The following is a 25,093-nucleotide window of genomic DNA, read 5'->3' as shown; positions in this document are numbered from 1 at the left end:
GTTTGATGATTGTTCGATATTTCCTGTTTATCAAGTTACCCAATAACATTTTTAAAGGCTCAGGGTACTTTAAGAAAAAACGGTTAAATAAATATATCTTTTCATTCGATACCGGAAAAATAACCTCCGATAATAAACAAAAGGCCATTCCATACTAGCAGATGGCCTCTAAAAACATTTTATCTCTGAGCTTGATTACTTCTTAGGACGTGGCTATTTATGATACTGATTATTTATACGACTTACTGCGTGCATAGAAAATAAGCATCACTGCTAACGTCACGCATAACGCCATTGAGCCTACCATCGGCCAGGCATTCTCTTCAGGCAATAAAGACAAAATAGCGCCCACTGATGCAGCAATACTAAAACGGATGGTTCCTGCCAGTGAAGAAACGGTTCCGGCCATATGGGGATAATCATCCAACACAACCGCCATAGTGTTAGACGTAATCATGGAAATTCCACTGATATAAATGGCAACGCCTATAACCAGAGCGATAAACCCCAAGTCAAACATAGTACTAAACAGTAACCATAATCCCACGACAAATTGAATAAAAAGCCCAATATGCAACATTTTCAATGGGCCATATTTGCGCACACACTGGCTATTAATAGTTGTCATGATGAACAGAAAAATAATATTCAGTCCAAAATAGTAACCAAAATGCTGTGCAGGTACACCGTTCAGTTTGATGTAAACAAATGCACCAACGCTGAGAAAAGAGAACATGCCAGCAAAGGAGAAACCACTAGCTAAGATATAGCATAGTACTTGGCGTTGCCGGAACAGCATGACGAACTGTCTTACAGTCGTTTTTAAGTGGAATTTCTGCCTTTTCTCTTTAGGTAATGTCTCTTCTATGAAGAAAACCACCAGAGCAACAGTAATGACTGCAACCAGAGCAATCGACCAGAAAATAGCATGCCAGTTAAACCATACCATCAATATCCCACCCAACATGGGAGCCAATAAAGGTGCGATGATCATCACCAAGGTCACAAAAGACATACTGCGGGAAAATTCTTCTTTTGTGAATCTATCACGCATCAAAGCGTTGATGACAACACCGGCAGCCGCAGCAGAAAACCCATGTAAGAAACGCATGAAAATAAAGGTATCAATATCTTGTGCTAAAGCACATGCAGCAGAAGAGATAGCAAAAACAATGACACCCCCCAAAATGACTGGCTTGCGTCCTAAGCTATCTGACATTGGCCCATAAATCATTTGCCCAATAGCAAAGCCTAAAATATAGCTACTCAGCGTCATTTGCACCAAACCATCACTGACACCAAAATTTTCAGCAATCGTTGGCATACTCGGCAAATACATATCAATTGCCAATGGCATTAACATAGAAAGCAAACCAAGGATCAACACTAATCCCAAATAGGACGAACGTTGTTGTTGCACGCAGTTACTCCTGAATCAATTGAAGGATAAAAATTAAGATGTTGGGATTTGTATGCTATTGATTTCATTATCAGTCAGCGCCCGATACTCTCCAGGCTCCAGTGCCGGATCGAGATAAATTTCACCGATTTGCTCCCGATGAAGCGCAACAACATGATTTCCCACTGCGGCAAACATCCGTTTTACTTGGTGATAACGTCCTTCACTGATAGTCAAACGCACAAGTTGAGGCTCGATAACTTCCAGTTGTGCGGGTTTTGTCAGCGCTTTTTCCCCATTTAACTGCACTCCTGCCAAAAATTTTTGCTTGGTATCCTCAGAAACTGGGTATTCCAATGTCACAAGATAAGTTTTTTCGCAGTGATGTTTGGGGGATGTAATACGGTGTGACCATTGACCATCATCAGTCAACAAAACCAATCCTGTAGTGTCAATATCCAAACGCCCTGCTGAATGTAATTTATAGGCAACAGGCTCATCGATAAAATACAAAATTGTCGGGTTTGACGGATCATCTGTCGAGCACACATATCCCTGAGGTTTATTCAGCATGAAATAACGTGGACCACTGAGTTGTTGCAATATCGTGCCATCATAGGCAATTTGCTGATCGGCCTTCAATTTATAGGCTCCTGTTTTGATGATTTCATCATCGACAGTGACTAGCCCTGCCCGCAACTCTCGCCCCACATCGTTGCGGCTAATACCTAATTGTTGTGATAAAAATTTATCCAATCGCATGAATAGATGTACCTGACAAAAAATAAACACATAAGAACATGTCCTTGATATTACGAACAACTTCAAGGCCACTATTGGGATACAAAATTAAACAGATAATTCACAGAAAAATCATCACACCAGCAACTATAACAATAATAAGCTACACGTTATAGCCTATCTGATCCTAGAGAAATAATGACGAATTATCTCTCGACGGCAGGCTTCAATGAAAAATGTTATTCTCTACAGCAATTATCTTTTACCTGATATTTGTGACAGTAACATAAAAATGGCTTTTACTTTACGTTCTTATCAACAAGAAGCGGTAGACGCAACCATTCGCTATTTCCGCCAGCACAGAGATCCCGCCGTTATTGTTTTGCCAACAGGGGCAGGTAAAAGTCTTGTTATCGCTGAATTGGCAAAGCTGGCTCATGGACGTGTTTTGGTACTGGCACATGTGAAAGAACTTGTTGCGCAGAACCACAGCAAATATGGTGCTTATGGATTGGATGCAGACATTTTTTCCGCAGGGCTAAATCAAAAACAAAGTGCAGGAAAAGTGGTTTTTGGTAGTATTCAGTCTATTGCCCGCAACCTGGATTGCTTTAATCACCATTTTTCACTGCTAATTATCGATGAATGTCACCGCATCAGCGATGACGAAAACAGCCAATACCAACAAATCATCCAACAACTTCGAAAAAACAATCCTCAAATTCGCATCTTGGGTTTAACCGCAACACCTTATCGCCTCGGTGCTGGCTGGATATATCAATATCATTATCATGGCATGATCCGTGGTGATGAACGCAGTTTTTTTCGCGATTGTATTTATGAACTTCCATTGCGTTATATGATTAAACATCGTTTTCTGGTTTCCCCAGAAAGATTGGACATACCTGTAATGCAATATGATTTTAGTCAGGTACGAACCAGCCAACAAGGAATATTCAATGAAGCAGAATTAAATCGGGAGCTAAAACGCCAAAAGCGTGTCACTCCTCATATCATTAGACAGATCGTTGAATATGCGCAAAATCGAAAAGGGGTGATGATTTTTGCTGCGACAGTCGAACATGCCAAAGAAATCTTCCAATTGTTGCCTATAGGACAAGCCGCGCTAGTCAGTGCAGATACCCCACCATCTGAACGAGATAGCTTAATTACGGCATTTAAGGAACAACAACTCCGCTATATGGTTAATGTTGCCGTGCTCACAACCGGATTCGATGCACCCCATGTTGATTTAATCGCTATATTGCGCCCAACAGAATCTGTCAGCCTTTATCAACAGATTGTCGGACGTGGCTTACGTTTATTTCCTGATAAAAAAGATTGCCTGATTTTGGACTATGCCGGCAATCCCCACGATCTTTACACTCCTGAAGTAGGTAACAGCAAACCCAACTCACAAAGTGTGCCCGTTCAGGTATTTTGCCCTATCTGCCAATTTGCCAATACTTTCTGGGGAATATGCACAACAGATGGCGACATCATTGAGCATTTTGGACGACGCTGCCAAGGTTGGGAAGAAGACGAAAATGGGAAACGTCAGCAGTGTGATTTTCGGTTTCGTTTTAAATTATGTCCCCATTGTGGTACGGAAAATGATATCGCAGCCCGACGCTGCCATCGTTGTGAAGAAGTGCTCGTCGATCCCGATGATATGCTGAAAGCAGCTTTAAGACTAAAAGATGCACTCGTGCTACGTTGTGGTGGCATGCAACTAACACCAGGTCACGACAATAAAGGAGAATGGCTAAAAATCACCTATTACGACGAAGATGGAGCGAATGTATCTGAATTGTTCCGTTTATCTACTCCAGCTCAAAAGAAAGTATTTGAACTACAATTTCTTCGCCAACACCAGCGTGCGCCAGAAATTATTTTTCGCTGGAAAACAGTGTCAGATATTGCTAATCAACTTCCTTTATTACGCCATCCTGATTTTGTTGTCGCGCGTAAAAAAGGGCAGTTTTGGCAAATCAGAGAAAAGGTTTTTGACTATCAAGGGCGATTTAGACGGGCTGACGATCTGTACTAAATTGTCGAATAGAACTCTCCGCTAACCAACCGGAAAACATATTTATATTTGCTGTCATATCGGTTTTTCGCTAGAATGCCGCCCGCTTAACGTAATAACTCATGTTAAGCCAAGTATCGAACCTGCTGCTGGGTCGCCTGTAGCAGGATTTATTTTCTTCTTTTACAGAGAAAAAATAATGTTAACTATTAATGCAGAAGTACGTAAAGAGCAGGGCAAAGGTGCGAGCCGCCGCCTGCGTAGAGCTAACAAGTTTCCAGCAATCATTTACGGTGGTAACCAAGAGCCAGTTTCTATCGAACTGGATCACGATGCAGTTATCAACCACGAAAGCAAGCCAGAATTTTACGAAGTTCTGACCCTGGTTGTTGATGGTAAAGAAACTAAAGTTAAAGTGCAGGCAGTACAGCGTCATCCGTTTAAACCTAAGCTGACGCACATCGATTTCCTGCGTGCTTAATTAGCCACATTCGAGCTTTTATCGGGACGCCGAGTAAATAACGCCGCAATTGCGGCGTTATTTATTTTTACAGTTTAGTCTCTTTACGGTGATCAATATTAGCGATTGCCACTACCATGACGCTGTAATTGATCGCGCAAATTCGGTGGCGTTCCCTTAATCGTCAACGTATCTGTTACAGGATCCCAAAAAATTCGTTCTCCCATCAGCATGGCATCAAAATTGATGGTTAACCCTCCACCACTGCCCGCAAATTTCGTCAATTGGCGCAATGTTCCGCGATCGGCCGGAAAACTCTCTTCCAATTCATAGCCCTTATCCTGCGAAAATTGCTGAAAACTTTGCCCATCTAACGAGGGTAACTCTTGGGATAGCTCTTGTAACTTAATTTCCTCGCCCGCCTGTAACTGTTCATTACAGTAACCATAAACTTGTTGACGATAAGCCTGACGTTCATTTTTCTCCAACTGTGCCGATTCACAATAATCATCCAATGCCTGCAACAAACCTTTATTTTGAACTTTGGTATTCATGCCTTCACTGGCGGCCAGGAAATCCATAAAAAAGTCCGAAACCTTACGCCCTACCCGCCCTTTTAAGAAAGTCAGGTAACGACTGGATTCAGGATTGGTTTCCCATTCAGTTAGATCGATTCTTGCGATAATATCAGCATGAGGAATATCAAGATATTGTGTTGTATTTACATCGAGTTCATCATTGACGGACGTACTGTTACAACTATTAAGAACAGCAATCAGTAAATATTCCACGGCAAGATAGCGATATTGACAAAACAATACCGTTCCCCCTTCTGCAAACGGATACTTCGCTAACTCATCTTTTAAGCGAACAGTTGCAGCCCGACTAAAACCGAGAAAATCGTCATTTCCTTTACGTAGATGACGCAGTGATCCCGCCAACTCACTTTCTTCATTGAACAAACCGTAAGCTTTACTTTTCGCACTATATACACGATGCAACTCTGCCATCATCTCTTCAACCACTTGGTTGGTATCCAGCAAAGCATCACGCAAAATCACTTCCAGCGTCTGTTCATCACGTTTAATCAACCGATGTAGCGCGATCTGGGTAATTTCCAGACTCATTATTTATACTCCTTTTGCAGCTTTGGCCATATAGAGCCGTGCGGTTAGCGGCGTATTCAAACATCGTTATCTTTCTGCTGCAACCAAAAACCTGATTGACAAAAAATACTCGTCATTTAATTGCCAATATCCTGCATACCAAAGAATAAAATGATGCAATATATTCAATATTGGCAACAACCTCGGCAGCAGAGAATTAATTTGTCATAAAAAAAGCAGAAAATCCCCCCTCTATACGGTAATATATGGGGCTTTGTACATTCAGGATATTTGATTTATGCCACAGTCATCTCGCTATAGCGATGAAAAAGTTGAACATTTATTAACTGAATTAGTAAATGTTTTCGAGAAAGACCATACTCCAACTGACCTGACCTTGATGGTTTTGGGTAATATGGTAACAAATTTGATCAATACGAGTATTGCTCCTGCACAACGCAAACATATTGCAGACTCGTTTGCACACGCGTTGCAATCTTCAATCAACGAAGATAAAGCGCATTAATCTTCATTAACACGTTGACGTAAAGAAATATGGTGACTAGCTGTCAGCATTACCGCGAAAAAGTTTCTCAGATGATCAGTTGGGGACACTGGTTCGCACTGTTCAACATTATGTTCAGTCTTGTGCTGGGCAGTCGCTATCTATTTGCATCTGACTGGCCGGGTTCACTGTTTGGTCGCATCTATGCGCTGGTCAGTTGGCTCGGTCATTTCAGTTTCATTGTCTTTGCCATCTATTTACTTATTTTATTTCCGCTGACATTTATCGTTATATCTCAGCGGCTAATGCGGTTTCTTTCGGCCGCATTGGCAACCGCGGGCTTGACACTACTGATATTCGATTCATCCATCTATGTTCGCTTTCACCTGCATTTAACCCCATTGGTTTGGAATTTAGTCACCAATCCAGAACAAGGCGAGTTGGCAAGGGAATGGCAACTGATGTTCATCTGTATTCCATTGATTTTCTTAATACAGATGCTTTTTGGCACATGGAGCTGGCAAAAGTTACGCAGCCTCAACCGCCAACGATTTGGTAAGCCACTGGCAGCAATATTTATTACTGCTTTTATCGCTTCGCACCTCATATACATATGGGCTGATGCCAATTTCTACCGTCCGATTACTATGCAGCGCTCAAACTTGCCAATTTCTTATCCAATGACCGCTCGCAAGTTCCTTGAAAAACATGGCTTATTAGATCAACAAGAATTTCAACGCCGCATTAACCAACAAGGCAATCCCACCGCCTTGAGCGTCAATTATCCACTGAATAATTTATCTTATCAGGATGCAGGTCGTGGTTATAACTTACTTCTGCTTGTCGTAGATGGGCTGGATCATCACGATATCACCCACGATATGCCAACTTTGGAACGTTTCGCGAAGAACAATATTCAGTTTACCCAACATTTCAGTACCGGCATCCACGATGATACTGCATTGTTTGGTTTATTCTATGGCATATCATCGGGTTATCTGGACGGCATTCTTAATGCCAGAAAGTCCTCAGCACTTATTGATGCCCTGACACATCAAGGGTATCAATTTGGTCTTTTTTCTTCAGATGGATTCCAGACACCACTTTATCGTCAGGCCATATTGACCGACTATTCATTGCCAGAAGCTAAAAGGCAAAATGATAACTTAACAGTGACGCAATGGAGCCAATGGTTAGATCTACGCAATGGTTCCACACCATGGTTCTCATTGCTGGATATTAATGGTTTCGTACCTTCATCCGGTAAATTTGATAAGCAAGCGCTGGATACTGAAATCAGTCATGTCTTAGAAATCCTGAAAACTAAAGGCGTCTTAAATAAGACGATCATTGTAATTACAGCTAAACAGAGCAAAGAAACAGCAGGTAACAAAGGAAATTGGTTTACGGATGACAAATTCAATCGTGAACAGCTTCATGTTCCTCTGGTAATTCAGTGGCCAGGTACTCCGGCACAAACTATCGATAAATTGACTAGCCATCAAGATATCATGACAACCTTAATGCACCGTTTATTACACGTGACTAATTCTCCAGAAGATTATTCTCAGGGTGAAGATCTCTTTAATGCCCAAAGAGAAAATCCATGGCTTATTACAGGTGATAATGGCTCATTAATTATTACAATGGCGCAAAATACTGTCTATCTTTCCAAGGATGGAGAGTATCATCTGTATGATTTAGAGGGTAATGAAATTCAGAATGCCAAACCAAATTTTGCCCAATTATTACAGATATTAACGGAAGTGAAACGATTTTTAGCAAACTAATTGCTTAAAAATCAGGCACTCACTAAATTAGGGACTTGCTTTGCAAATAAAAAACGGTAGTATAGAGGAAGTCATCGGCATGTAGCGCAGCTTGGTAGCGCACCGTCATGGGGTGTCGGGGGTCGTAGGTTCAAATCCTATCATGCCGACCAAATTTCCCTAGAAAAACCAACCTGTTAGGGTTGGTTTTTTTATGGCTCAAATTTGCTTGAGGTAAAATGGGTGTAAAACCCTCCGTAAAAAACACCAATTCACTGAACTAAAAATAATCATATTTTAATTATTTTTCATTCAGAATTATGATGAATGCTCATCAGTTCAATTTTTTGTCACTTCTCACCCCACATTCCACACCGAATCTACTAAGAGGATCACTAAACCTCCTTGTTCACCTTTCCCTGATTTTAAGATGAACAATTTGCAATCAATTTTTCTTGAGCACTTAACATAACCCGCGATGTGATGGTGGGGTTTGGTTATTTTTTAGCGAAGATAACTATACTTCGTTATCATACTATTCAATAATTCTTCACAAAAAATAAATATGCCCTAATGTTTCTTCAAAAATGACTAAAAGATATAAGCATGAATTTCATTCTAAAATGGTAGCTACGATTGTAGAGATATAATGTAAGAAGAGTTATAATGATAATAACATTCTTTATTTTTCATAAAATGATATAAAATGAAATTAATTAGTTTTACATATTATAAATATATTTTAACTATAGTTATTGGGTTAGGTTTAACTTATCCACTGAATACCCTAATCTTTCAAAAAGACTCTAGCATACCTCATTTATCAACTCTTGCACTACTATTGTCTATTTTTTTGTTAATTAAAGAAAAAAATAGAGTTTTAACCAGTATTGGAGGTATACTTCTTTTCTTTCTTATTATACAAATAAATTATTCTCTTATTTTTAATGAAAGAATATCAGTGTCAGTTCTTGATTCATTTATTGAAACTAATAAAAAAGAATTGCTATCAATGACTGGCCATTTATTTTTCACAATGTTATTGCCATCAATCACTATAACAATAGTTTTATTTTATTTAATAGCAAGAAGAACTAAAAGCATTCATTATCACATATCATTCAAAGCATTACCTATATTTATTTTTTTTGTGACATTTTATCTTAGTGCCTCAGCTATAGATAAAAAACTATTATCTGATATAAAAGAAGATGATAAATTAGTTGGTCGATTTATAAGGGACAGATATCCCGCTGTCTTTGGAGACTTTGTTTACTTATATATTTCAAGTTACTCAAATAATAAATATGCGGACATCAGTGAGATAACTAAATTTAATGAATCGATAATAGGTAAGAAAAAAAATAATATCAGTAATATTATCTTAATCATGGGTGAATCATCATTATCTACTCATTATAGTGCATATGGATATAAACTAAATACAACTCCAAACATGAGTCATATATTTTCTTCTAACGGGGGATGCATAATTAATAACGCACACTCTAGCGCACCAATAACAAGAAACTCTGTTTCTATGTCCCTTGCATTTCATACACCAGAAAGTGAAGAAAATTTATTTAAGAACAAATCAATAATAGAAATGGCCAAATCAAATGGCTATAAAACTTATTGGTTAGGCTCGCAAGATCTGGATGGTCTTCACTCATCTAAATATGGATTCATCGCAAAAAAATCTGATGTAATAAAACTCACAAACTTTAAAGATGACAACTTAATTTTTCTATTGAATGAAGTTGTTTTAGATAATGAAGAAAACAAATTCATTGTAATTCACTTACATGGCAGCCATATGCCTTATAATAATTACGATGATACCGATAAGATAGCGCTACCTAATGCTGATCACTATGATTTAACTATCCATCATACAGATAGAATTATAAAAAATATATATGACATTATTAATAATAAAAATATCAATTATTCATTGATATATACTTCTGATCACGGGGAGATAGTTAATAAAGGGCATGGATATCAAAAAGGTAAGGAGCAATATCTTGTACCCTTTATGTACAAATCAAATAATCATCAATACAATTGTCAATTTATAGAGTCATTCAGAAATAAAGATGGTTATTTAAGCGGATTAATGAATAAATATATATTATCAAACCTTATGGGTTACGATATTAACCAATCAATCCTGAATAAAGAAAAAAATAATGATAGAGTTTTAGCAGCAGATGAATCCGTTATACCATTTTCGCAAATAGAATGAGATAGAATATAAAATTACGGCCACTTAAATAAGTGGTCGTAATGTTGTTAAGGGTAAAGTTCAATTCAGCTCCACCATTCCCCTCTCCGTTGATTGATAAAAAATTATTTTATTAACAATGGGTTATAATGAAACTATAACTCCAATAGCTAGATCATCTATAAATTTTATGGCTGCTGAACAAGCATCGATTTTATCCAAAATTTATTTTCACCCACTTGGATCATATATCTAACCTATGTTGATTTTGAGACGGTTCGTACTCTCACTTTTTGTTTAAGTTTGGTTTATTGCATATTATTCAATTAGGGACTATCTTATTTACGTGTACTCAAAATCCTACTTGTTTAGTACACCCTCATTTGCTTCTTATTTCGCTCTTCCCCTCCCTGCACTCAGGGAGGGATTTTTATTATTAAAAATTTCTAAAATAGATTTTTCCTACCATCCGTAATTTTTTCAGAGTCAACGACAACTATATCTCTCAATAATATCTTTCTGGTATACGCCTATCATAAATTAAGTATTTATAATTGCCTAATTTTGTTATAAATATTTCTATGCATTTCCATTAAAAGAATTTAAATTTCATTAATGATTAACATAACAATAAGAAAGTAAATTCACTTATTTTACAGTCAAGTAAGGAAAAAATAGGAAATTCATTATGAATATTAAAAAATCTCTACTTTTGGCGGGATTGACGGCTTTTGGTGCTATCCCATTTTCTAGTATTGCTGAACCAGATTCAAATCATGGATATATTGACACACCGCCAAGCAGGGCACTTTTATGCCAAAAAAGCATCAATAAAAACTGCGGGCCTGTTACGTATGAGCCACAATCGATTGAAGGTCCCAAAGGCTTCCCACAAGGGGGACCACCAGACGGACAAATTGCCAGTGCTGGTGTTGGTCAGTTCAAACAACTCAATGAACAAAGTATAGACCGCTGGCATCATGTCACTATCAATAAAGGAATAAACAAATTTAATTGGACAATAACAGCCCGGCATAGCACCACTTCATGGCAATTCTATATTACCAAACCTGACTGGGATCCAAACAAACCTCTAACACGCGCACAATTAGATCTAAAACCCTTCTGTGAGCGTTTTGATGATGGAAAAAGACCAGGCCAAACTGTTTCTCTAAACTGTGATATTCCCGATCGATCAGGCTACCATGTTATTCTCGGTGTATGGACAATTGCTGATACCGCTAATGCTTTCTATCAAGTTATTGATGTTGACATTAAATAATATTTTTTAATTATAATAACATTTTATTTATAAATATTATCTGAGTACAAAAAGTGCTGATCATTTGCCAGCACTTTTTTCTAAAAAATGAAAATATTTTTCAGATAAGATATATTCACCTAACACAACTCTACACATAGAAAAATATGAAAAAATCAACTATTCTTAGAATTGCCAGACCAACAGATAATCTTACTAAAATTGCAGAAATGTATTGTCATGGCTTAAATTTCACCATACTAGGCGAGTTCAAAGATCATGATGGTTTTGATGGTATTATGCTGGGGCATCCCAACCATTCATGGCACCTTGAATTTACTCATCACCACAATACACATGTTGGTAAAGCCCCAACTAAAGATAATTTATTAGTATTTTATATTGAAGATAAGATTAAATGGCAAGAGCAAACACAATCAATGCAAAATGCTGGGTTTATTCTCGTCCCTTCTTATAATCCTTATTGGGATAAGAGCGGAAAAACTTTCGAAGATATAGATGGTTATCGTATTGTATTACAATATGGCACATCAGGAATTTAGTTATTTTACTGTTAATTTCTTATTAAAAATACTATTTCCTTATCATATTGATCGTTTATTCAATTAGGCTGTGAGTGATAATCTGATTAGACTTCTACTTTTTATTTCTGATAGCCTAAAAAACTACCAAAATGTTTATTTGATCATGTCATGATAAGAATGTTTTCTGCTCAGATTCCCTTCGCATACGTAAAGCTGCTAACTCTCTCCCATCGGCACGATCCCATTTCACAAACTCTTTGGCTGCACCTTGGTAATCACCTGTATTCAATTTTTTCAATAATGTTGAATGAGCAAAATCACCGATCCCTAAATTGAAAATAAACGAGCATAAGGCATCAAATTGCCCTTGTGTTAGAGGTACTTTAACCAATCGCTGAATGGCTGCATAAATAGGGATAAGATCTTGATGTAACAGTTCCTCAGCCTGTTGCACAGTTATCACTTGTCCAGACTTTACTTCTTTTGTATGACCATATCCAATTGTCCACGGCGCTGCTCCAGTAGCAGGATCTGGATATGCTTTCAATTTCAAACCTTCATAACTTTTAAGTTTATTAATACCACTTTCACTGATTTCCATGCATTTTCTCCGCTACCAACTTGAGTACCAAAGTCATTTTTGTCTAAAAAACAACCTGAAAATCAAGTATAGATGAAAGAAATCAATAAAGTCCCTAATTACACTGGGTGATAAAGTCTCTACACCAATCCAAATAAATAATAATAATACGTTAAATTTCAAAAAATTATTTAATTTTACAATTTTTTTTTAATTTTTAAAAAAATAATTTAATAAATATCTTGACTCTTTTGCTTTTGAGCATAAAATCCTCCTTAGAATTTAGATTTTCGTGAAGTAAATCACAATTTATAACCCTCAAAGGAAATCATCATGAAATCTGTAAAATCTTTCCTCTCAAATGTACACTGCGTTGTTATCCGGTTATCAGCAACTCGTTTTATGTAAGAATTGCTACAATCAAAATAAGCCAGTTCAAAAGTCTGGCTTTTTTATCGTCACTACAACCCCAAAGTAAATGCTTTCTTGTCGGTTTCATAATTTAAATGAAGGTATAGAGTTCATAGAATTTCTATGCTGACTGGTTTGCAGTGTTTATTTAAACATCAGGAGAACACGATGAACTCGATGGACTTTCGTAGTCTGAAGTTAAAATCAGAATTAGGGATACTTGAGATTATTTTACATCTCGTCATTTGGTTCCTGATTATTTTATTTACATTAGGTTTAGCTGCCTTCGTGTTTCCCTACTATATGACTCGTTTTATCATTAGCAAAACACATGTTATCGATCGAGATAGTGGACAAATTATCGGCAAATTAAATTGTGATATCAGTTTAGTCCAAATAATTGGATATGTTGTGATTTGGGCTATTCTCTCTTTTATTACATTTGGCCTTTTATATTTTGTATACCTTTACAAAATCATAGCGCACTGTATTAATCATACACGTGTGATCTCTGCATAAAAACTAGCAGAATATATAGTTACAGGAATAATCTTCTTGTGTCTATTATCATAAGAAGCTATGACATATTTTCTAAAAGCAGATATCCCAGTTAGATTAACATTATTTCTACACTATATTTTATTTACCTTTAAAATTGCAGCTAAATTAATAAGCTGCAATTTGATATCTATAAAATATATTTTTTTGAAAATTAAGATTTATTATCAAAGTATCATTCAACCCTTCTCGCCCTGCCCAAAAACTTATTCCTGCATGCCAGGTTCTTTCAAGTTCATCGACTAAATTGAATATGTGAACCTTATCAAATCCAGCAGCTTGATAAGTCGGATCATCTGGATTTGGGACTAGGTAATGGGCACTGACTAGCTTCCCAGTCAAGGCCTGAATAGATTTCTCAAAGTTCAATGCAGTATAGTGCATAACTAAAAAGCGGGAACGTCTGTTAAAACTTTTGGTCGAACGATATGAATTATAATCAATTTTATACATCATTGTCCTCCTTCATTTATTTTGCTGGGTAAAAACTGTAATTATCAAACTACCTCTAACCCGTTGTTGCTAACAACATAAAAAGAATAAATATCGTAATAAAGATTTTGTTTATTTATTTTTAGAGCCTCGTGAAGAGGCCGGTGAGAAATGGTAGAAAGGTGGACATATCACCGTAATGAATAATATGTCCATAATCCAGAATAATCCGAAGTTTGTCGCAGCAATAATAAGATTAACAGATTATCTTTAAGGGAAATTAAAGCTCAATTTCAATATCCGTTAGTGGATAACAGCTACAAGGCAAAATTTCCCCTTCATTAACAAACGCTAATGGCTTACAAGGATAACCAACCTTCCCTTTGACCAAGCGAACACGGCAAGAACCGCAATACCCTTGCCGGCATTGGTACTCAGGCTGAATTTTGCCGTGTTCCAGGGCTTCCAACAAATTGTCGTGCAAACCTGAAGAATAATGGATATATAACCCCTGCCGTAACGGCAGGGTGACTTTGTAATCAGCCATATCAGAGTTCGAAACCGCTGAGATCCTCAGTATTGACTTCCGAATCAATCTGACCAACCAAATAAGAGCTGACTTCAACTTCCTGTGGAGCCACTTGAACATTATCAGAAACCAGCCATGAATTGATCCATGGGATCGGATTAGAACGGGTTTCAAATGGTAACTTCAAGCCAACTGCCTGCATACGAATATTGGTGATATATTCAACATACTGACACAGAATATCTCTATTCAGTCCGATCATTGAGCCATCTTTAAACAAATAATCAGCCCACTCTTTTTCCTGTTCTGCTGCCTGTACAAACAAATCGTAGCACTGTTGTTCACACTCTTTGGCAATTTCTGCCATTTCAGGATCATCCTGACCAGAGCGTAACAGATTCAACATGTGCTGCGTCCCCGTTAAATGCAGTGCTTCATCACGAGCAATCAGTTTGATAATTTTGGCGTTACCTTCCATCAATTCACGTTCAGCGAAAGCAAATGAACATGCAAAACTGACATAGAAGCGGATAGCTTCCAGGGCGTTAACGCTCATCAAGCACAAATAAAGTTGCTTTTTCAATTTACGCAAATTAACGGTAATAGCTTTACCTGCAACATCATGCGTCCCTTCACCGAACAGGTGATAATAATTGGTCATTTCGATCAGATCATCGTAATACGCGGAAATGTCTTTGGCGCGTTTTAAAATCTGTTCGTTCTCCACAATATCATCAAATACGATAGAAGGATCATTCACGATATTACGGATAATGTGCGTGTAAGAACGCGAGTGGATCGTTTCTGAAAACGACCACGTTTCAATCCATGTTTCCAATTCCGGAATGGAAATCAATGGCAAAAAAGCCACATTCGGACTACGACCCTGAATGGAGTCCAATAGCGTCTGGTATTTTAGATTGCTAATAAAAATATGCTTCTCATGCTCCGGCAATGCGTTATAGTCAATGCGATCGCGGGAAACATCCACTTCTTCCGGACGCCAGAAGAAGGAGAGTTGTTTTTCGATCAATTTCTCAAAAATAGGATATTTTTGCTGATCAAAACGCGCCACATTAACAGACTGACCGAAAAACATCGGTTCTTGTAGCTGATCATTTTTTACTTGTGAAAAAGTGGTATAGGACATAGTTTCCTCAAATTAAATCTTACACGCGCCGCCTTCACAATCGGAATCTGCTGACTCAACAACTTCTTCCAGATCACCCTGAACATCTTCTGCACCATCACGGGTGTTGTGGTAATACAGTGTTTTCACGCCATATTTGTAAGCGAGCAATAAATCTTTCAGCAATTGGTTCATCGGAACTTTGCCATTAGGAAAACGCGCCGGATCATAGTTCGTATTGGCAGAAATCGACTGATCGATGAATTTCTGCATTATCCCTACCAATTGTAGGTAGCCATCGTTGCTCGGCATTTGCCACAGCAGTTCGTAAGCCCCCTTCAGAAGCTCGTAATCTGGCACAACCTGACGCAGGATACCGTCTTTAGATGCTTTTACACTGATATAACCACGTGGTGGTTCAATGCCATTGGTCGCATTAGAGATTTGTGAAGAAGTCTCTGATGGCATCAATGCAGATAATGTTGAGTTACGCAGTCCGTATTGTTGAATGTCACGGCGCAGAGCTTCCCAATCCATGTGCAAAGGCTCGCTGGTCAGGGTATCCAGTGTCTTTTTGTAAGTATCAATCGGCAAAATACCTTGTGAATAAGTAGTTTCACCAAACCACGGACAAGCCCCTTTCTCTTTTGCCAGCTCATTTGAAGCTCTTAGCAGGTAATACTGAATAGCTTCAAATGTTTTGTGGGTCAGGTTGTTAGCGCTGCCATCAGAGTAACGTACGCCGTGTTTCGCCAGATAATAAGCGAAGTTAATTACGCCAATACCCAGAGTTCGACGCCCCATTGAGCCTTGTTTTGCGGCGACAATTGGATAGTCTTGATAATCCAGCAAGGAATCCAGCGCACGAACTGACAACTCAGACAATTCTTCCAATTCATTCAGATTTTCGATAGCGCCCAAGTTGAAAGCAGACAGCGTACACAGCGCAATTTCGCCGTTTTCATCGTTAATATTGTCCAACGGCTTAGTTGGCAGTGCAATTTCCAGGCACAGGTTAGATTGACGCACAGGTGCAATGGCCGGATTGAACGGGCTGTGAGTATTACAGTGGTCAACGTTCTGAATGTAAATACGGCCTGTTGAAGCACGCTCTTGCATCATCAAAGAGAACAGCTCAACCGCTTTAATGCTATTTTTGCGGATATTACTGTCATTTTCATACTGAGTGTACAGGCGCTCAAACTCGTCCTGATCCTCAAAGAAGGCATCGTACAATCCCGGCACATCAGACGGGCTGAACAGAGAAATGTCTTCCCCTTTAATCAAGCGCTCGTACATCAGTTTGTTAACTTGTACACCATAGTCCATATGGCGAACACGGTTACCTTCAACACCACGGTTGTTTTTCAATACCAGCAAGCTTTCAACTTCCAGATGCCACAGCGGATAGAACAGAGTTGCTGCGCCACCGCGCACGCCACCTTGAGAACAAGATTTCACCGCTGTCTGGAAATGTTTGTAGAATGGGATACAGCCCGTGTGGAAAGCTTCACCACCGCGGATTGGGCTACCCAATGCACGGATGCGACCCGCGTTTATGCCAATACCGGCACGCTGGGAAACATATTTAACAATTGCGCTGGATGTTGCATTGATAGAATCCAGGCTGTCACCACACTCAATCAGAACACAAGAACTAAATTGACGAGTTGGTGTGCGAACCCCCGCCATGATCGGCGTTGGCAGCGAAATTTTAAAGGTGGACACTGCATCATAGAAACGGCGGATATAATCCAAACGCGTTTCTTTTGGATAAGCGGAAAACAGGCAAGCAGCAACCAGCATGTAGAGGAACTGGGCACTTTCATAAATTTCGCCAGTCACACGGTTTTGTACTAAATACTTCCCTTCCAACTGTTTGACCGCTGCATAAGAGAAATCCATATCACGCAAATGATCAATAAAATTATCCATTTGCTCGAATTCTTCTTTAGAATAGTCTTCCAGCAAATGTTTGTCGTATTTACCCAGGTTGACCATTTTTACGACATGGTCATACAGTGCAGGTGGCTCAAACTGACCATAGGCTTTTTTACGCAGGTGGAAAATCGCCAGACGTGCCGCCAGATACTGATAATCAGGCGCATCACCGGAGATCAGGTCAGCCGCAGCTTTGATCATGGTTTCATGGATATCCGATGTTTTGATGCCATCGTAAAATTGAATCTGGGAACGCAGCTCTACTTGTGACACTGAGACATTTTTCAGACCTTCAGCAGCCCAGGTAACAACCCGGTGAATTTTATCAAGATCAATTTGTTCTTTATGTCCATCACGTTTGGTAACTAGCAGACTCTGGTTCATGGGGAAATACACCTTCTCTCTTTTCGTATCCCACCTCTTATTGTTCCTTGACCTCTTGACAGCACGATGCCCCCAAGATGGCTGAGAGCCAGTTGGGGCTTAGCTACAATTCATGGCTGTTTCACTATTGCTTATTACAACTTGCTACGACCTACTTGCTACTTCACAAGTTGCTACTACAAGGTGACAAGAAACACAATATATAGGGGGTAATTAAAACGGTAATAACAAGATAATGTTATTTTCGGGTTTTATCAAGTGCACAAGATCGGGAAGTTTTGTGGATAACTTGAGGATTAATTTTGGTAAAAAGCCGATAACCTGCGTAGTTACTTGATGTTACTTTCATAAGGCTATCGGCGAAACAGGGAAAATAAAATCTTAAAAATAATATCTAGTTGCCGTTTTATTAATCCCTAAACCACCTTTGTCAGACAGATCGGGTGTGCAGCATATAATTCACGTCTACATTATGGCCAAGTCGAAATTTATCTGTTAACGGATTGTAATGTAAACCAATAATATGTTGCTCTTTCAGAGTAGTCTTATCAATCCAACTGATCAGTTCAGAAGGACGAATAAACTTTTTCGCATCATGTGTTCCTTTTGGCACCATGTTCAATATATATTCAGCGCCAACAACTGCCATTAACCAGGCTTTCCGGTTGCGATTAATCGTTGAAAAGAAAACATGACCACCAGGTTTGACTAATTTGGCACAGGCATGAACTACAGACTCTGGATCTGGCACATGTTCAAGCATTTCCAGGCAAGTCACCACATCATAAGCATGTTGATGCTGTTGTGCGTGGCTTTCTACCGTTTCCTGAATATAAGAAACGGAAACACCGGATTCCAATGCATGCAAACGGGCAACTTGCAGGGGTTCAAAACCCATATCCAACCCTGTCACTTCCGCACCTTCACGCGCCATGCTTTCCGACAAGATACCTCCGCCACATCCAACATCCAGCACTTTTTTCCCAAAGAGACCGTCAGCATGTTGCAAAATATAGTTCAAACGCAATGGATTGATTCGGTGCAATGGTTTGAATTCGCCTTCGAGATCCCACCAACGGGAAGCAACGGCTTCAAATTTTTCGATTTCCTGCTGATCCACATTAGCATGGGATTGGATGTGTGAATCGGGGGTTTTGACGTTCATCAGCAATATCGCTCCTAGGCACTGCTTCACAGCAAACTGGTTCACAGCAAACTGATTCACAGAAAATGTAACAGTATTATGGGGATGTGTGATAAGAAGCTATTATACATACCTTAATCTTGAAATACCCGCGTCAGGTTTTTATAAAACTGCCATTTTGTGGTATAATTCTAAGCCTTTGAATTCGGAGTATGAGGGACAGTGGCTCCATGAGCGACATTGCCAGAGAAATCACACCGGTCAATATCGAAGAAGAGCTGAAGAGCTCGTATCTGGATTACGCGATGTCCGTTATTGTTGGACGCGCACTGCCAGATGTTCGGGACGGACTGAAGCCAGTACACCGCCGCGTACTTTTCGCGATGAATGTATTGGGAAATGATTGGAATAAACCTTATAAGAAATCTGCCCGCGTTGTTGGGGATGTTATCGGTAAATACCATCCACATGGTGACAGCGCTGTTTATGACACGATTGTTCGTCTGGCACAACCATTCTCCATGCGCTATATGCTGGTTGACGGTCAGGGGAACTTTGGCTCAGTAGATGGCGATTCTGCGGCAGCGATGCGTTATACCGAAGTGCGCATGGCAAAAATTGCCCACGAATTGCTGGCAGACTTGGAAAAAGAAACTGTCGACTTTGTGCCCAACTATGATGGCACAGAGCAAATTCCCGAAGTAATGCCAACCCGTATCCCCAACTTACTGGTGAATGGTTCATCAGGGATTGCGGTCGGTATGGCAACCAACATTCCACCTCATAACTTATCTGAGGTGATCGACGGTTGTCTGGCGTATATCGATGATGAAAACATCAGCATCGAAGGTTTGATGGAATATATCCCAGGCCCTGACTTCCCAACGGCTGCTATCATCAACGGGCGCCGTGGCATTCAGGAAGCCTACCGTACAGGTCGTGGTAAAATTTATATCCGCGCCCGCGCAAAAATTGAAACTGATGAAAAAAATGGCCGCGAAACCATTATCGTCAATGAAATCCCTTATCAGGTCAATAAAGCTCGACTGATCGAAAAAATGGCTGAACTGGTAAAAGAGAAGCGCATTGAGGGGATCAGTGCACTGCGTGATGAATCCGATAAAGATGGAATGCGCATCGTTATCGAAGTAAAACGCGATGCCGTTGGTGAAGTTGTCCTAAATAACCTGTATTCACTAACTCAATTACAGGTTTCATTTGGTATCAACATGGTTGCCCTGCATCAGGGACAGCCGAAGTTACTCAATCTGAAAGATATTCTTTCTGCGTTTGTTTGCCACCGCCGTGAAGTCGTTACACGCCGGACAATTTTTGAACTGCGTAAAGCTCGCGAACGTGCCCATATCCTTGAAGCATTGGCTATTGCTCTGGCAAACATCGATCCTGTGATCGAATTGATTCGCAGAGCCTCTACGCCTGCTGAAGCGAAAACCAGCTTGATTTCTCAGGCATGGGAATTGGGCAATGTTGCTTCTATGCTGTCACAAGCGGGTGACGATGCTGCCCGTCCTGAATGGCTGGAGCCTCAATATGGTATTCGTGACGGTAAATATTATCTGACCGAACCACAAGCACAGGCTATTTTGGATTTGCGCCTGCAAAAACTGACCGGCCTTGAGCATGAAAAATTGCTTGATGAGTATCGTGAACTACTGAAAGCTATCGCGGAACTGCTGTTCATTTTGGAAAGTCCAGAACGCTTGATGGAAGTCATTCGTGAAGAATTGTTGGTTATCAAAGGACAATATAACGATGCCCGCCGAACTGAGCTGACTGAGAATTCAGCAGACATCAATATTGAAGATCTGATTAATCAGGAAGATGTTGTTGTTACACTTTCCCATCAGGGATATGTTAAATATCAACCACTGTCCGATTATGAAGCTCAGCGTCGTGGCGGTAAAGGCAAATCAGCCGCACGTACCAAAGAAGAAGATTTCATTGAACGTTTGTTGGTAGCCAATACTCATGACACTATCCTCTGCTTCTCAAATAAGGGCAAGATGTACTGGATGAAGGTATATCAGTTGCCGGAAGCGAGCCGTGGTGCCCGCGGTCGCCCAATTGTCAACCTTTTGCCATTAGATCAAAACGAACGTATTACAGCTATTTTACCCGTGCGTGAATATGAAGATGGGCTGAATATTTTCATGGCAACAGCCAGTGGCGTTGTTAAGAAAACCAAGCTTAGCGAATTTAGCCGCCCACGCAGTGCCGGTATCATTGCCGTGAATCTGAATGAAGGGGATGAGTTAATCGGCGTCGACCTGACAGATGGCAGCAATGAGGTCATGCTGTTCTCTGCGCAAGGTAAAGTCGTTCGTTTCCTCGAAGAAGAGGAAGAAACGCTGGAAGATGGTACTGTTCGCATAAAAGGTGTACGGGCAATGGGACGTACTGCAACTGGGGTTCGTGGTATCAAACTCAGTAACGGTGATAAAGTTGTTTCCCTGATCATTCCTCGTGGGCAAGGAGAAATCCTGACCGTCACTGAAAATGGTTACGGCAAACGTACCGCCGAAAGCGAATATCCGACGAAATCCAGGGCTACCCAAGGCGTCATTTCCATCAAAGTCAGCGAACGTAACGGCAATGTTATCGGCGCAATTCAGGTAGAACCCACTGATCAGATCATGATGATTACTAATGGAGGAACATTAGTACGAACCCGTGTTTCTGAGGTCAGTGTTGTTGGCCGCAATACGCAAGGTGTTACCCTGATCCGCACCGCCGAAAACGAAGAAGTCGTTGGCTTACAGCGCGTAGCTGAGCCAGATGATGACGACGACGACGATAATGTAGCAACGCCTTCTGATGAAGGGAATAGCGAATAAAAAAGCAGCGAGTTAAAAAAGAATAAATCACAATAGCAGGCATTTAAGTGCCTGCTTTTTTTGTTCAATTTTTTGACAAAGAATTGGCAAGATGCAAATGCTACTTTGTATTCCCCGCTACACTAGTATATGCTGTAAGCAGTTATTATTAATCATATATTTCATCAGGCGATCTCTTGAGATATTTATCTTCTTTTCGGACGTCATTAAAGATATCACGTTATCTTTTTCGGGTGCTTGGATTTATGTTATGGGCGCTTGGAGCCTTATTAACCAGCTTTTATTTGACAAATCTTTTTAATGCACTCAAATCTGATATTCGTCAAGAATATAATGCCAACTACGATATAGCCTTTTCTCATATACGACATATCGCTAATATCTTGCGAGATATTCAATTTATGGCGGAACAGCGTTTATCACAAGATAATGATAAAAATCAAACAATCGTACCGCATAATAACAATATTCTCTCGTACATTCCTTTGAATGAGAGTTCTGATTGTGAGCTATTACGTCAAACCTCACATAATAATTTATATTCATTAGATCAGTTGATTACATTTTGGGGAGATAATGTAGCCGCTATACGCAGTATAAATCAGGCTTTTTTCGTTGGAGTAAAAAGCAAATGTATGGTGAATTTTTTCCCTCATAACAATATTACAGAACCTGACGCACTAAAAAAAATGATCTACGAGAATACCCGCAGGTTGATCAATATGAGAGAACAGAACAATGAAAGAACGCTCTTTTGGATCCAACCTAACCCCAAAGCCGATGGTGGTAATCTTTATGTTTTTACGCCTATTTATATTAATGGGCACATGACAGGGATCATAGGTATCGAAAAATCTATCAGGCTTGACTCTTTTTTACAAAGAAGAGATCGGCCTATCACAATCATGATGCTAAATGAGTCAAACCAACCCGAATTGCAATATTCGATAAAAACGCATAATAAACCCCTTGTTATCAATTCCAACTCGCAGCCAACGTATTTTGGTTACGATGAGGATTTTACCAGTTTGGTATTAATGCGGAATTTATCACCTTCTTCATTACGTATTATCTATTCGTTACCACTAAAACATATTTATGATGAACTAAAAATCAGTGTCATTAATGGCATTATCTTGAATATTATTTCTGCGATTGCAATTATCTTTTTTGGTTGGTTATTTGAACGTAAAATGTTTTCTCCCGCAGAGGAAAGCGCTATCCGCCTTGAAGAGCATGAGCAATTTAACCATAAAATTGTCGCCTCTGCCCCAGTCGGGATAAGTATTTTAAGGATCAGTGATGGTGTTAACATTTTGAGTAATGAATTAGCACATGATTACATTCGCATGTTGACGTATGAAGATCAAAAACGCATTGTCGAGATCATTTGCGATAAAAATAGCAGCTATATCGATATTGTTACCAGCAACAATAATCACCTGCAAATTAGCTTCGTACACTCACGTTATCGTAATGAAGAAGTCGCAATTTGTGTACTAATAGATGTCAGCACCCGTGTAAAAATGGAAAAATCATTGCAGGAAATGGCATCAGCGGCAGAACAAGCTAACCAGGCAAAATCAATGTTTCTTGCCACAGTCAGCCATGAATTAAGGACACCACTCTATGGCATTATTGGTAATTTGGAGTTGATGCAGTCCCATACATTACCTCCAGAATCCTCTCGATTACTGGCAACAATGAATCATTCATCATCATTATTACTAAAAATTATCAGTGATATTCTTGATTTCTCGAAGATAGAATCCAATCAATTGAAAATTGAACCCAAGGATTTCAATTGCAAAGAGATCTTATCCCATGTGATTTCAAACTACCTTCCCCTGATTACCAAAAAAGGCTTAGGTTTGTATTGCTATATTGAACCAGATATTCCCGATAGCATTCGCAATGATCCTGTAAGGTTACAACAAATTATCTCTAATTTACTGAACAATGCGATCAAATTTACAACATCTGGCTATATTGTTATTGAAATCAGCTCAAGGCATGGCTATTTATATATCAGCATTAAAGATACCGGACTTGGGATAGAGGACAAGTTACAATTTCAATTATTCGAGCCATTTTTCCAAATCAGCGCTAATAAAGAAAATGCCTCACAAGGTACAGGATTAGGGCTGGCTATTTGTGAAAAACTAATCAATTTGATGGATGGTGATATTGAATTCGTCTCGCAAAAATATGTTGGCAGTATTTTTTCTATCCGTCTCCCTTTATATGGCGCGAAATATCATGCCAAACAATTATCCAGTCAGCGGATGCAAAAAAGTATTTTGCTAAATATTTGTAATGATTTTCTGGAAAAATATTTGCAGAATTTTCTTACACAAAATCATTTCCAAGTTGCCCTCTATGACGATAGCCAACCAGATGGCACAGAAATATTAATTAGCGATCAAGCTAATAAATCAAATAGTCCTGTATGTTACTTTATAGAAATATCAGAAAAACATATTGGTTTGCCAAAACAAATTCGAGAAAATTATTGGTTATATAACACTTATGAACTGAATGAACTGGATAGTCTGCTGGACAACCTCCTGTCAGAACATGGTTTTTTGCCAGCTATTTCTGTATCAACAATCCCTATTACAGATAAAATTCTCCAAACTGATATTTGTTTAAATACAGTGAAAGTATTGGTCGTTGATGATCACCCTATTAATCAGAATTTACTGGTCGAACAATTAAATTCAATAGGGTTTAGTACATCAATGGCCAATGATGGTGTTAAAGCCATTGAGTACCTGAAAAACAACACAATAGATATTATTCTAACAGATGTTAATATGCCCAATATGGATGGATATGAACTGACTCAATACTTGAGGGACAAAGGCTATGCCAAACCCATTATCGGTATTACAGCTAATGCACTGGCAGAAGAAAAACAACGTTGTGCTAATGTGGGTATGAATGACTGTCTGTCAAAACCTGTATCACTGGCTATTTTAAAAGAAACATTAATTAAATACAGTAATATTTAAACTCACATACATTGAATCATGGATGATGGAAAATCGGTAACCACTGCTACCGATTTTCCATTAAAAAAGATAAT

At 39.2% G+C, this 25,093-nt stretch carries 18 protein-coding genes, 1 tRNA gene and 1 pseudogene; 11 read left to right on the top strand and 9 right to left on the bottom strand.

Annotated elements, in window-relative coordinates:
• Window positions 1–229: 229 nt before the first annotated feature.
• Together Xish_RS14535 and rsuA are read right to left on the bottom strand one after the other, a co-directional pair.
• Entirely contained in the window at window positions 230–1,420 is a 1,191-nt protein-coding gene (locus Xish_RS14535) for a Bcr/CflA family multidrug efflux MFS transporter (RefSeq protein WP_099118440.1), read from the bottom strand.
• Window positions 1,421–1,453: 33 nt separating this feature from the next.
• Window positions 1,454–2,161, bottom strand: coding sequence for a 16S rRNA pseudouridine(516) synthase RsuA (gene rsuA / locus Xish_RS14530; protein WP_099118439.1), 708 nt, complete (start codon window positions 2,159–2,161; stop codon window positions 1,454–1,456).
• Window positions 2,162–2,432: 271 nt separating this feature from the next.
• Here rsuA and radD point away from each other — a divergent pair, with 271 nt between their 5' ends.
• Complete coding sequence (gene radD, locus Xish_RS14525) at window positions 2,433–4,190, top strand: DNA repair helicase RadD (RefSeq protein ID WP_099118778.1); 1,758 nt, start codon at window positions 2,433–2,435, stop codon at window positions 4,188–4,190.
• A 178-nt stretch (window positions 4,191–4,368) separates the two neighbouring features.
• Complete coding sequence (gene rplY, locus Xish_RS14520; RefSeq protein ID WP_047679702.1) at window positions 4,369–4,650, top strand: 50S ribosomal protein L25; 282 nt, start codon at window positions 4,369–4,371, stop codon at window positions 4,648–4,650.
• A 98-nt stretch (window positions 4,651–4,748) separates the two neighbouring features.
• Here the strand turns inward: rplY and yejK are convergent, their stop codons facing one another.
• The gene (gene yejK / locus Xish_RS14515) at window positions 4,749–5,756 is read right to left on the bottom strand and encodes a nucleoid-associated protein YejK (RefSeq protein ID WP_099118438.1); all 1,008 of its coding nucleotides are present in this window, start codon (window positions 5,754–5,756) and stop codon (window positions 4,749–4,751) included.
• 277 nt (window positions 5,757–6,033) lie between these two features.
• Here yejK and Xish_RS14510 point away from each other — a divergent pair, with 277 nt between their 5' ends.
• From Xish_RS14510 to Xish_RS14485, 6 genes are all read left to right on the top strand, one after another.
• A complete protein-coding gene (locus Xish_RS14510) occupies window positions 6,034–6,261 on the top strand; it encodes a YejL family protein (RefSeq protein WP_074022095.1) in 228 nt (75 codons plus the stop codon).
• Window positions 6,262–6,290: 29 nt separating this feature from the next.
• Window positions 6,291–8,030: an LPS biosynthesis-modulating metalloenzyme YejM gene (gene yejM / locus Xish_RS14505; RefSeq protein ID WP_099118437.1), complete on the top strand. Its 1,740-nt coding sequence runs from the start codon at window positions 6,291–6,293 to the stop codon at window positions 8,028–8,030.
• Between the two features lie 75 nt (window positions 8,031–8,105).
• A tRNA-Pro gene (locus Xish_RS14500) sits at window positions 8,106–8,182 on the top strand.
• Between the two features lie 533 nt (window positions 8,183–8,715).
• Window positions 8,716–10,257: a phosphoethanolamine transferase gene (locus tag Xish_RS14495; protein ID WP_099118436.1), complete on the top strand. Its 1,542-nt coding sequence runs from the start codon at window positions 8,716–8,718 to the stop codon at window positions 10,255–10,257.
• Between the two features lie 667 nt (window positions 10,258–10,924).
• Window positions 10,925–11,518 carry a lytic polysaccharide monooxygenase gene (locus tag Xish_RS14490; RefSeq protein ID WP_099118435.1) on the top strand — a complete coding sequence of 198 codons (594 nt, stop codon included), beginning with the start codon at window positions 10,925–10,927 and terminating at the stop codon, window positions 11,516–11,518.
• Window positions 11,519–11,664: 146 nt separating this feature from the next.
• Entirely contained in the window at window positions 11,665–12,060 is a 396-nt protein-coding gene (locus Xish_RS14485; protein WP_099118434.1) for a VOC family protein, read from the top strand.
• Between the two features lie 148 nt (window positions 12,061–12,208).
• On the opposite strand, the gene Xish_RS14480 is transcribed toward Xish_RS14485, so the two are convergent.
• Complete coding sequence (locus Xish_RS14480; RefSeq protein ID WP_099118433.1) at window positions 12,209–12,643, bottom strand: lysozyme; 435 nt, start codon at window positions 12,641–12,643, stop codon at window positions 12,209–12,211.
• A 513-nt stretch (window positions 12,644–13,156) separates the two neighbouring features.
• On the opposite strand from Xish_RS14480, the gene Xish_RS19415 reads away from it, so the two are divergent.
• Complete coding sequence (locus tag Xish_RS19415; RefSeq protein WP_425275000.1) at window positions 13,157–13,552, top strand: DUF6693 family protein; 396 nt, start codon at window positions 13,157–13,159, stop codon at window positions 13,550–13,552.
• A 204-nt stretch (window positions 13,553–13,756) separates the two neighbouring features.
• Here Xish_RS19415 and Xish_RS14470 read toward each other — a convergent pair.
• The 5 genes and pseudogenes from Xish_RS14470 to ubiG all read right to left on the bottom strand — a co-directional run.
• A pseudogene (locus tag Xish_RS14470) lies at window positions 13,757–14,044 on the bottom strand (N-acetylmuramoyl-L-alanine amidase); the annotation flags it as partial.
• Window positions 14,045–14,303: 259 nt separating this feature from the next.
• On the bottom strand, window positions 14,304–14,570 hold the full coding sequence (yfaE, locus tag Xish_RS14465) for a class I ribonucleotide reductase maintenance protein YfaE (protein WP_099118432.1): 267 nt from the start codon (window positions 14,568–14,570) through the stop codon (window positions 14,304–14,306).
• Window position 14,571: 1 nt separating this feature from the next.
• Entirely contained in the window at window positions 14,572–15,702 is a 1,131-nt protein-coding gene (gene nrdB, locus Xish_RS14460) for a class Ia ribonucleoside-diphosphate reductase subunit beta (protein WP_099118431.1), read from the bottom strand.
• Window positions 15,703–15,714: 12 nt separating this feature from the next.
• A complete protein-coding gene (gene nrdA, locus Xish_RS14455) occupies window positions 15,715–18,006 on the bottom strand; it encodes a class 1a ribonucleoside-diphosphate reductase subunit alpha (RefSeq protein WP_099118430.1) in 2,292 nt (763 codons plus the stop codon).
• A 430-nt stretch (window positions 18,007–18,436) separates the two neighbouring features.
• Window positions 18,437–19,171, bottom strand: coding sequence for a bifunctional 2-polyprenyl-6-hydroxyphenol methylase/3-demethylubiquinol 3-O-methyltransferase UbiG (gene ubiG / locus Xish_RS14450; protein ID WP_099118429.1), 735 nt, complete (start codon window positions 19,169–19,171; stop codon window positions 18,437–18,439).
• Window positions 19,172–19,380: 209 nt separating this feature from the next.
• Between ubiG and gyrA the strand changes: the two genes are divergently transcribed.
• The gene (gyrA, locus tag Xish_RS14445; RefSeq protein WP_099118428.1) at window positions 19,381–22,005 is read left to right on the top strand and encodes a DNA topoisomerase (ATP-hydrolyzing) subunit A; all 2,625 of its coding nucleotides are present in this window, start codon (window positions 19,381–19,383) and stop codon (window positions 22,003–22,005) included.
• Between the two features lie 176 nt (window positions 22,006–22,181).
• Complete coding sequence (gene rcsC / locus Xish_RS14440; protein WP_099118427.1) at window positions 22,182–25,019, top strand: two-component system sensor histidine kinase RcsC; 2,838 nt, start codon at window positions 22,182–22,184, stop codon at window positions 25,017–25,019.
• The last annotated feature ends 74 nt before the right edge of the window (window positions 25,020–25,093 follow it).

Source organism: Xenorhabdus ishibashii, from assembly GCF_002632755.1.
Taxonomy (GTDB): Bacteria; Pseudomonadota; Gammaproteobacteria; order Enterobacterales; family Enterobacteriaceae; genus Xenorhabdus; species Xenorhabdus ishibashii.
The sequence above is the reverse complement of the archived record's forward strand: the minus strand, read 5'-3'. Positions and strand labels throughout refer to the sequence as shown.

Coding starts and splice junctions, on each gene's coding strand:
- rsuA (WP_099118439.1), bottom strand. CDS start 2,161: ATGCGATTGGATAAATTTTTATCACAACAATTAGGTATTAGCCGCAAC.
- radD (WP_099118778.1), top strand. CDS start 2,433: ATGGCTTTTACTTTACGTTCTTATCAACAAGAAGCGGTAGACGCAACC.
- rplY (WP_047679702.1), top strand. CDS start 4,369: ATGTTAACTATTAATGCAGAAGTACGTAAAGAGCAGGGCAAAGGTGCG.
- yejK (WP_099118438.1), bottom strand. CDS start 5,756: ATGAGTCTGGAAATTACCCAGATCGCGCTACATCGGTTGATTAAACGT.
- Xish_RS14510 (WP_074022095.1), top strand. CDS start 6,034: ATGCCACAGTCATCTCGCTATAGCGATGAAAAAGTTGAACATTTATTA.
- yejM (WP_099118437.1), top strand. CDS start 6,291: ATGGTGACTAGCTGTCAGCATTACCGCGAAAAAGTTTCTCAGATGATC.
- Xish_RS14495 (WP_099118436.1), top strand. CDS start 8,716: ATGAAATTAATTAGTTTTACATATTATAAATATATTTTAACTATAGTT.
- Xish_RS14490 (WP_099118435.1), top strand. CDS start 10,925: ATGAATATTAAAAAATCTCTACTTTTGGCGGGATTGACGGCTTTTGGT.
- Xish_RS14485 (WP_099118434.1), top strand. CDS start 11,665: ATGAAAAAATCAACTATTCTTAGAATTGCCAGACCAACAGATAATCTT.
- Xish_RS14480 (WP_099118433.1), bottom strand. CDS start 12,643: ATGGAAATCAGTGAAAGTGGTATTAATAAACTTAAAAGTTATGAAGGT.
- Xish_RS19415 (WP_425275000.1), top strand. CDS start 13,157: ATGCTGACTGGTTTGCAGTGTTTATTTAAACATCAGGAGAACACGATG.
- yfaE (WP_099118432.1), bottom strand. CDS start 14,570: ATGGCTGATTACAAAGTCACCCTGCCGTTACGGCAGGGGTTATATATC.
- nrdB (WP_099118431.1), bottom strand. CDS start 15,702: ATGTCCTATACCACTTTTTCACAAGTAAAAAATGATCAGCTACAAGAA.
- nrdA (WP_099118430.1), bottom strand. CDS start 18,006: ATGAACCAGAGTCTGCTAGTTACCAAACGTGATGGACATAAAGAACAA.
- ubiG (WP_099118429.1), bottom strand. CDS start 19,171: ATGAACGTCAAAACCCCCGATTCACACATCCAATCCCATGCTAATGTG.
- gyrA (WP_099118428.1), top strand. CDS start 19,381: ATGAGCGACATTGCCAGAGAAATCACACCGGTCAATATCGAAGAAGAG.